Raw genomic sequence first — 6,306 nt, forward strand, 5'->3', positions numbered from 1 at the left:
CCGGGTATTTCCCGTTTGTTTTGTGTCGGCATCGTTGGCAACATGGAGTGGAGCCTGGGCAAGGCACAACAAACAGGCTCACCTTAACTGCAGGAGGCTTCGCATGAGCGATTACGACGACAGAGATGATTACCAGCAAGAAGCCGAAGACCTGTTGGAAACGATTGAGCAGGTAGAAGAAACCCTGACAGTCATGTCCAAAGTAGTCGGGCAGCTAAAGGAACAGGTGGCCTCACACCTGGACCCGTACACGGTTGAAATGAGCGCCGAGGAATTCCTGGAGCAGTGCGAGAACCTGGAAGGGACCTGGCACTAACTCCACCTATCATGAAGTGACAGGGGCCGCATCGATGGCCCCCATGAGCCTACTCCGCGATCCTTTCCGGATAACGGCGTACCCCATCCACCCAGGTCCCTCGCACCTGGATAGACGACCAGTCACCGATAAATTCCCGCGGATCCCGATCCAGCCAGACCAGGTCCGCGCGCATGCCGGTACGCAATTGCCCGACCCGATCGTCCACACCCAACTGCCTGGCGGCATCCACGGTCACCGCCTGCAGGGCCCGTTCCACGGAAATCGCCTGCTGCGGCCCCAGCAAGTCGCCGGAGGCGGTGCGCCGCTCGACCGCATTCCAGACCAGCTGCAACGGTTGAAACGGCACCACCGGTGAGTCCGCGTGCAGGGTAAAACGCAGCCCCTGCTCGGCGGCTTCCGCCAGCGGGCTGATTCGGGAAGCCCGCTCCGGCCCCAGGAAAATATCCCGATGACGATCGCCCCAGTAGAACACATGGTTGTTGAAGAACGACGGAATCACATCCAGCGCCTGCATGCGTGCCAATTGATCCCGAGCGGCCATCTGTGCATGGATCAGCACTGGTTGCACTGTCACTTCCGGGCACTGCTGACGCGCTTGCGCTACCGCGTCCAGACTCATGGTAATGGCCGCATCGCCATTGGCATGGATCGCGGTCTGCCGACCGGCACAGTGGAACTGCACTACCTGCCTGGCGAGTTGCTGCGGCGACTGGTTGGGAAAGCCCAGATATTCCGCCGGATGATCTTCTGGCACGGTAAAATAAGGGTCATTGAGAAAACCGGTATAGCCCTGCAGGGAGCCATCGCTGACCAGCTTCACCGGCCCCAGATGCACCCGCTCACCCTCCGGCAAGGCCCATTGACCATTCTTTCTAGCCTGCTCGGCAGCTGCATCCGGCCAGACACTCAACCGCAGCGGAATCAGCCCGAATCGCAACGCCGGCACCAGCGCCTTGATGGTGGTGGTGTCAGCCAGGCCGTTTTGGGCAAAAGTCACCCCCCGTGACAGGTACAGCCGCGAAGCCCGTCGCATGACCCGGTAGCCGTCCATAGCCGACAACTTCATGATGTTGGCTCGCACCGGATTGAAGGCCGTCTCCGCCAGCAGGCCATTGAGGCGGCCGTCGCCGTCGCGACCATAATAGCCACCGGGTGGGTCCTGTACGTTCTCGCTGATGGACATGGCTTTCAGGGCAGCCGAATTCACCACCCCCAGATGGCCGGAGATATGCATCACCATGATCGGTCGGGTTTCGCTAACCGTATCCAGTTCTGCCCGGGTGGGATAACGCTGATCTTTCACCGTGGTATCGTCGAACCCGTAGGCCATCAACGCCCCGCTCGGACGCCGCTGACCCAGGGTACGCAGACGTTCCAGCAAGGAGGCAATACTGTCCAGGTCACCAATGGGAGGACTGTTGGCATCCACCGCCACCGCCGACAGCCCCTCACCGGGGAAATGGCCGTGGACCTCGATAAAGCCGGGCATCAGCACACCGCCCTGCAGGTCCACCACTCGCACATCGCGGCTCACCTGATCGCGCAGGGCATCGCTGTCACCCAGGGCCACGATCTCGCCGCGCTTGACCAGCATGGCATCCACCTGGGGATTGCCCCGATCCATGGTCAGGATGGTACCGTTGGTGAACAGCTGCACCGGGGGCGGTGGCGGATTGAACCAGCGATGCACTCCGGCCACACCCGCCGCCAACAGCGCCACTAACGACACCGCCCCGATAAACCAGACTTTTTTCATAGTGATCGCTCCTTGGCAGCCTGCTAGCGCAGACTCTGCCGTGACCTGCCTGCGGGCTCAAGCGGGAATATCACATTTGTTAATGAAACAGATCAGTTTACCCCATACCTGTTCCCGGCCAGGGCGCGCTATAGTGAAGCCCGACATAAAGCTGGCGCACCAATTTAAAGCAACTTTCCTGCACCAGCATGAGGAAAATGCGGCACCATCCTTGCATCAACCGCGGTGAATTTTGACAGCCACGCATCGTGGACTCCCGCTGGCAGCCAAAACCAATAGCGGGATCAACTGGAGACAACGCACCATGAAAGCATCAGATTTGTTCGTTCGCGCCCTGGAAGCCGAAGGGGTTGAACACGTCTTCGCCATCCCCGGGGAAGAAAACCTGGACCTGCTGGAGTCCCTGCGCGGCTCGAAAATCAAACTGGTGATTACCCGCCACGAGCAGGCCGCCGGCTTCATGGCATCCACCTATGGTCGACTCACCGGCAAGGCCGGTGTGTGCATGTCCACTCTTGGTCCCGGCGCCACCAACTTCGTGACCGCCGCCGCCTACGCCCAGCTGGGCGCCATGCCCATGGTCATGATCACCGGCCAGAAGCCGATCAAGACCAGCAAACAGGGCCAGTTCCAGATCATCGATGTGGTCGACATGATGCGCCCGCTCACCAAGTTCACCAAGCAGGTAGTCAGCGGCGACAGCATTCCCACGCGCATCCGTGAGGCTTTCCGCCTGGCTCAGGAAGAGCGCCCCGGCGCTACCCACCTGGAACTGCCGGAAGATATCGCCCGTGAGCATTCCACCATGCCGGTGACCGAGCCCAGCTCAACCCGTCGCCCGATTGCCGAAGACAAAGCCATCTGCAAGGCCATCGAAGCCATCCAGGGCGCCCGCAAACCGCTGCTGCTGGCCGGCGCTGGCGCCAACCGCAAGCTGACCAGCAAGATGCTGCGCCAGTTCGTGGAAAAGCTGGGCATTCCGGTGATCACCACCCAGATGGGCAAAGGCGTCGTCGACGAAACCGGCCCACACTTCCTGGGCAACACCGCACTGTCCGACGGCGACTTTGTACACCGAGCCATCGACCAGGCCGACCTGATCATCAACGTGGGCCACGACGTGGTGGAGAAGCCGCCCTTCTTCATGCGCCCCGGTGGCGCCGAAGTGGTTCACATCAACTTCAATTCCGCCCAGGTGGACCCGGTGTATTTCCCGCAAATCGAAGTGGTGGGCGATATCGCCAACAGCCTGTGGCAGCTCAAGGAACGTCTGGATCCCCAGGAACACTGGAGCTTCTCCGACTTCCACCGCATTCGTGATGCGCTGCAGAAACACATCCGCGAAGGCATCGTGGACGACAGCTTCCCGATTCGCCCGCAACGGCTGGTGGACGAGCTCCGCAAGATCATGCCGGAGGATGGCATCCTCACCCTGGATAACGGCATGTACAAGATCTGGTTTGCCCGCAACTACCCGGCCACCAAACCCAACACCGTGCTGCTGGATAACGCCCTGGCCACCATGGGCGCCGGCCTGCCCTCCGGCATGGCCGCCAAGATGGTGTACCCGGACCGCCGCGTTATGGCCATCGTCGGTGACGGCGGCTTCATGATGAACAGCCAGGAACTGGAAACCGCAGTGCGCCTGAAGCTGGATCTGGTGGTACTGATTCTGCGCGATGATGGCTACGGCATGATCAAGTGGAAACAGAGCGACATGGATTTTCAGGACTTCGGCCTGGATTTCGGCAACCCGGATTTCGTCGACTATGCCCGCTCCTATGGCGCCTATGGCCACCGGGTGGAATCCACTGCCGGCCTGGCCCCGTTGGTGGAAGAGTGCTACCAGACCGGCGGCGTTCATGTGATCGACTGCCGGGTGAACTACGCGGACAACAACCGGATTCTCAACCAGGAAATCCGCGAGTTGAGCAGCAAGTTGTGATGACCGGTGCCACGTCTTTCGTCATGCGAGCATGACTTCCCACAAAAATCAGAATCCTGTGGGAAGCGATGCTTGCATCGCGAAGGGTCGAGGCACCAATCCGTGACTCCCTGAGAGTACTTAGCCAGCGACAACCTCATGGCCCACTGAAACGCCTTAAGGAACCGACATGCTAAAAGACGCCTACCCCTACTACCTGGCCAACGAAGCGGTCTTCGCCAACCAGGATCTGGATGTCACCGACAAGTACAGCGGTGAAGTGGCCACCCGGGTGGCCATGGCCGATGCGGCCACCATTGATAAAGCCATCGACGCCGCCGACAAGGCCGCCGGCGCCATGGCAAAACTGGCCCCCTACGAGCGCCAGGCGATCCTCTACCACTGCGTGAAACGCTTCGAAGAGCGCTACGACGAACTGGCCCTGGCCCTGTGTATCGAAGCGGGCAAACCGATCAAGGATGCCCGCGGCGAAGTGGGTCGACTGATCGACACCTTCCGGGTGGCCGCCGAAGAAGCCGTGCGCATCGATGGCGAGATGCCCAACCTGGAAATCTCCGCCCGGGCCAAGGGCTACCGGGGCATGGTCAAACGCGTGCCCATCGGCCCGTGCTCCTTTATTTCCCCGTTCAATTTCCCGTTGAACCTGGCTGCACACAAGGTCGCCCCGGCCATCGCCGCCGGTTGTCCCTTTGTGCTGAAACCGGCCAGCCGCACCCCCATCGGCGCCATCATCATCGGGGAAGTGCTGGCGGAAACCGATCTGCCCAAGGGCGCGTTTTCCATTTTGCCCTGTCATCGCGAAGGCGCCGACCTGTTCACCACCGACGAGCGTTTCAAGCTGCTCAGCTTTACCGGCAGCCCGGATGTTGGCTGGGACCTGAAAGCCCGTGCCGGCAAAAAACCGGTGATCCTGGAACTGGGCGGCAATGCCGCCGTGATCGTCGATGAAGATGCGGACCTGAACGATGCCGTGGAACGTATTGTCTTCGGTGCTTTCTATCAGTCCGGCCAGAGCTGCATCGGCGTCCAGCGCATCCTGATTCACGATGCCATCTACGACGAACTGAAAACCCGACTGGTGGAAAAAACCGCCGCCCTGAAAATGGGCGATCCGAAAGACGAAGACACCTTTATCGGCCCGGTGATCTCCGAAGGCGAAGCCACCCGCCTGGAAAACTGGATCAACGAAGCCGTGGATGCCGGTGCCACCCTGCTGGTGGGCGGCAAGCGCAACGGCGCCATGCTGGAAGCCACCCTGCTGGAGAATGCCCCCAAGGGCACCAACATCGTGGAAGAGGAAGCCTTTGGCCCGGTGGCCGTGATCAGCCGTTTCAGTGATTTCGACGACGCCCTGAACACCGTCAACGATTCCAAGTTCGGCCTGCAGGCGGGCATCTTCACCCGCGACCTGTACAAGGCCCAGAAAGCCTGGGATGAGCTGGAAGTGGGCGGCGTGGTAATCGGCGACGTGCCCAGCTGGCGAGTGGACAACATGCCCTACGGCGGCGTGAAGGATTCCGGCCTGGGCCGCGAAGGCATCCGCTGGGCCATCAACGACATGACAGAAGAACGACTGCTGGTGATTCGCACACCGCAGTCCTGATCGGTTACCTCCCTCAGGACCAGGGAGCACGGGCCCGCCATCGCGAGATGGCGGGCCCGTTTTTATGATGCTGACCTGCACTGGTTAAGCGCCCTCCCCTGCTTCAATTATTCATCAGCGGGCACGCAAAAACACCAGGCGAACACCATTCATACCAAACAAACAATCTTTAACTTTTTTTCTATACACCAATGGACGTATGCTCTTTGTGAAGTAGTTCACTATTTTTCGTGTATTGCGCTATCGGAAAGTACCGGCAGATCAACAAACTACAACGATCCTGCTGACTACCATGCGCGCAGGGAAACCACCAGCAAGGAGCTTGTACTGATGAAAAAACATATCCGGTTAGCCAGCGTTGGCTCCATTCTGGTGGCCGCCTCCATGAACGCCGCCGCAGTTACCAATACCATGACCAACATCGTGACCCTGGCGGATGCCTGTGACGTGGCGGCCATTGGCACGGACTTTGGCGTGCTGTCCGCACCGATCCCTTCCGGGGGTGTGAACAACGTGATCACCGCTAATACCGCTACCGGCAATGCCGTTACCGGTAACGATGCGCACCCGAATGCCGGTGCTGATGGCGGCGCAGGCAATGACGATACGCTGACGCTGAATACCCCCATCGGCGCATTGAACACCGCGCTTGCCGCCATTCTGGATCCCCTGACAGCACAGGC

At 60.2% G+C, this 6,306-nt stretch carries 5 protein-coding genes; 4 read left to right on the forward strand and 1 reads right to left on the reverse strand.

Going from position 1 to position 6,306, the window contains the following annotated elements:
- The first annotated feature begins 103 nt into the window (after window positions 1–103).
- On the forward strand, window positions 104–316 hold the full coding sequence (locus tag HUJ17_RS16445; RefSeq protein ID WP_035248960.1) for a hypothetical protein: 213 nt from the start codon (window positions 104–106) through the stop codon (window positions 314–316).
- 49 nt (window positions 317–365) lie between these two features.
- On the opposite strand, the gene HUJ17_RS16450 is transcribed toward HUJ17_RS16445, so the two are convergent.
- Entirely contained in the window at window positions 366–2,075 is a 1,710-nt protein-coding gene (locus tag HUJ17_RS16450; RefSeq protein ID WP_290511711.1) for an amidohydrolase, read from the reverse strand.
- Window positions 2,076–2,379: 304 nt separating this feature from the next.
- Here HUJ17_RS16450 and HUJ17_RS16455 point away from each other — a divergent pair, with 304 nt between their 5' ends.
- The 3 genes from HUJ17_RS16455 to HUJ17_RS16465 all read left to right on the forward strand — a co-directional run.
- Entirely contained in the window at window positions 2,380–4,020 is a 1,641-nt protein-coding gene (locus tag HUJ17_RS16455; RefSeq protein WP_290511712.1) for an acetolactate synthase large subunit, read from the forward strand.
- A gap of 169 nt (window positions 4,021–4,189) precedes the next feature.
- The gene (locus HUJ17_RS16460) at window positions 4,190–5,623 is read left to right on the forward strand and encodes an aldehyde dehydrogenase family protein (RefSeq protein WP_290511713.1); all 1,434 of its coding nucleotides are present in this window, start codon (window positions 4,190–4,192) and stop codon (window positions 5,621–5,623) included.
- A 330-nt stretch (window positions 5,624–5,953) separates the two neighbouring features.
- Window positions 5,954–6,306 (forward strand): hypothetical protein (locus HUJ17_RS16465; protein ID WP_290511714.1); only part of this gene is annotated, 353 nt, incomplete at its 3' end.

It is taken from the genome of Alcanivorax sp. (assembly GCF_014762765.1).
GTDB lineage: Bacteria > Pseudomonadota > Gammaproteobacteria > Pseudomonadales > Alcanivoracaceae > Alcanivorax.